Origin of the sequence: Stenotrophomonas sp. GD03777 (assembly GCF_029842485.1) — a bacterium.
Taxonomy (GTDB): Bacteria; Pseudomonadota; Gammaproteobacteria; order Xanthomonadales; family Xanthomonadaceae; genus Stenotrophomonas; species Stenotrophomonas sepilia.
In genome coordinates this window covers 1-2,458 of the sequence record NZ_JAOCGL010000212.1, presented here as the reverse complement: position 1 = coordinate 2,458, position 2,458 = coordinate 1, and the positions used below count along the sequence as shown (strand labels likewise).

The 2,458-nt window shown below is 67.6% G+C and carries 2 protein-coding genes and 1 pseudogene; 1 reads left to right on the top strand and 2 read right to left on the bottom strand.

The features are described from left to right. A pseudogene (locus N5E02_RS20840) lies at positions 1 to 368 on the bottom strand (two-component sensor histidine kinase); the annotation flags it as partial. A gap of 6 nt (positions 369 to 374) precedes the next feature. Then, positions 375 to 1,103, bottom strand: a complete 729-nt coding sequence (locus N5E02_RS20835; RefSeq protein ID WP_005415886.1) for a response regulator — start codon at positions 1,101 to 1,103, stop codon at positions 375 to 377. Between the two features lie 204 nt (positions 1,104 to 1,307). Between N5E02_RS20835 and N5E02_RS20830 the strand changes: the two genes are divergently transcribed. Beyond that, positions 1,308 to 2,458 (top strand): efflux RND transporter periplasmic adaptor subunit (locus N5E02_RS20830; RefSeq protein ID WP_279946725.1); only part of this gene is annotated, 1,151 nt, incomplete at its 3' end.

The following is a 2,458-nucleotide window of genomic DNA, read 5'->3' as shown; positions in this document are numbered from 1 at the left end:
AGTTTGGGAATGCAGGAGCGGAACGAAGCGAAGTGCACGTGCGCGCGCGACACCGGCCCGGGGCGGTCTTCCAGCACTTCCATCAGCGCCGTGTCGGCACGCCCCAGGCGTGCGCCCGGCTGCAGCGCGCGCACGCTCGGCCCGCCGATCGCCAGCAGGCGCTCGCGCAGCTCCGGATTGCCGTCCAGCAGGTTGACGTAGCCCTGCAGGCGGTCGGCGATGCGGTTCAGGTTCTGCCGCTCGAACTCCTGCTGGCGCTTGGAGGTGGCCAGCATGGTCGCGCCGATCGCAGCCACCGCCATGCCCAGCAGCAGGATCACGAACAACCGCCCGACCATCGAGGACAGGAAATGGCGCAGGCGCGTCATCGCGGTTTATTCCAGGTTGACCGACGAGGCCAGCACGTAGCCTTCGTTGCGAACGGTCTTGATCAGTCCATCCGGGCCACCATCGTCGCCCAGCTTGTTGCGCAGGCGGCTGACCTGCAGGTCGATCGCGCGGTCCTGAGCCTCGTAGTTGCGGCCACTGCTGAGCGCGACCAGCTGCTCGCGCGACAGCACCTTGTTGGCGTGGGCGATGAACACCCGCAGCAGGCGGAACTCGGCGCCGGACAGCACCACCACGCGGCCATCCGGATCGACCAGGTGGCGATGCTCGAGGTCGAATACCCAGCGCGAGAAACGCGCGCGGCGTACCGCCAGTGGTTCCAGGTTGGCCGGCAGCGCCTCGGTCCGGCGCAGCACGTTGCGGATGCGCGCCAGCAGCTCGCGCGGCTCGAACGGCTTGGCCAGGTAGTCGTCGGCGCCCATTTCCAGGCCCAGCACGCGGTCGATCGGCTCGGCCCGCGCGGTCAGCATGATCACCGGCGTGTTCGAACGTGCACGCAGGTCACGGCACAGGGTCAGACCATCCTCGCGCGGCAGGTTGAGGTCCAGCACGATCAGGTCCACGTGCTCGCGGTCCAGCAGTTGGCGCATGGCGGTGCCATCGGCCGCAGTGCTCACCTGGTAGCCGGCGCGGCCGAGCTGCTCGGCCAGCAGCGTGCGGATGTCGTTGTCGTCGTCGACGATCAGCAGTCGATGCATCGGGTTTTCAGTCTCCATGTCGCGATCATCCCGTGTCGGCAGCTGAACCGCATCCGGGGCAATGCGTACCAGTGTATCCACCCGCGGGCGGGATACCTGTGGTTACGCCTGTTCACCGACAGTGTTACATACAGACATACCCCGAGGATTGAGCCGTCCATCGCCCGGTCTTCACAATGCCCACCAACGCCGCCCTCGCGGCCTCGAGAGTGAAGCCACGACGTGACGTTCCGCCTGCTGCCAGCGACCCGCCGGAGTCGCCTGATGCTGATCGCCCTGCTCGCCCTGATCGTCGCCGCGACCGCCTGGTGGCTGCTGCGCAAGCCCGCCGCCCCGGCGGTGGCAACCTCGCCGGTCAGCCGCGGTGACATCGAACAAACGGTGGATGCCACCGGCGTGATCGACGCCTACAAGCTGGTCAGCGTCGGCGCGCAGGCCTCGGGCCAGATCAAATCGCTGAAGGTACAGCTGGGCGACACCGTGAAGGAAGGCGACCTGATCGCCGAGATCGATGCCACCACCCAGCAGAACCAGGTGCTCAACGCGCAGGCCTCGCTGGACCAGGTCACCGCCCAGCGCGCGGTGCAGCAAGCCACCCTGCGCCAGGCCGAACTGGAGTTCGCGCGCCAGCAGCAGATGCTGGCCGCCGAGGCCACCTCGCGCCAGGAATACGATGCCGCAGAAGCACAGCTGAAGACCGCCCGCGCCCAGCTGCAGTCCTACGAGGCGCAGATCAAGGGCCGCGAAACCGAGCTGGGCACCGCCCGCGCCAACCTGGCCTACACCCGCATCACCGCGCCGATGGACGGCACCGTGGTCGCGGTGGTGGCCGAGGAAGGCCGTACCGTGAACGCCAACCAGACCGCACCGACCATCGTCATGCTGGCGCGGCTGGACGTGGTCACCGTCAATGCCGAGATCTCCGAGGCCGACGTGGTCAAGATCAAGCCCGGCATGCCGGTGTACTTCACCACCCTGGGCGACCCGGACCGCAAGTATCACGCCACGCTGCGCCAGATCAATCCGGCGCCGGCCTCGATCGCCAACGAGAATTCGTCCAGCTCCAGCAGCTCCTCCAGCTCCAGCTCCAGCAGCGCGGTCTACTACAACGCGCTGTTTGATGTGGAAAACCCGGACGGCACGCTGCGCATCGACATGACCGCGCAGGTCTCGGTACTGCTCAAGCAGGCCAAGGGGGTGCTGATGGTGCCGGCGGTGGCACTGGGACCGAAGCGCCGTGGCGATGAGCGGATGGTGCGGGTGCTGGACGAGAAGGGCCAACCGCAGCCGCGCAAGGTCACCGTGGGCATCAACAACGGCGCCTCGGCCGAGATCCTGTCCGGCTTGAAGGAAGGCGAGCGCGTGGTGGTCGG

What these genes read in the sequence shown, in the direction of transcription:
- N5E02_RS20835 (WP_005415886.1), bottom strand. Translation starts at nt 1,103, where the DNA reads ATGGAGACTGAAAACCCGATGCATCGACTGCTGATCGTCGACGACGAC.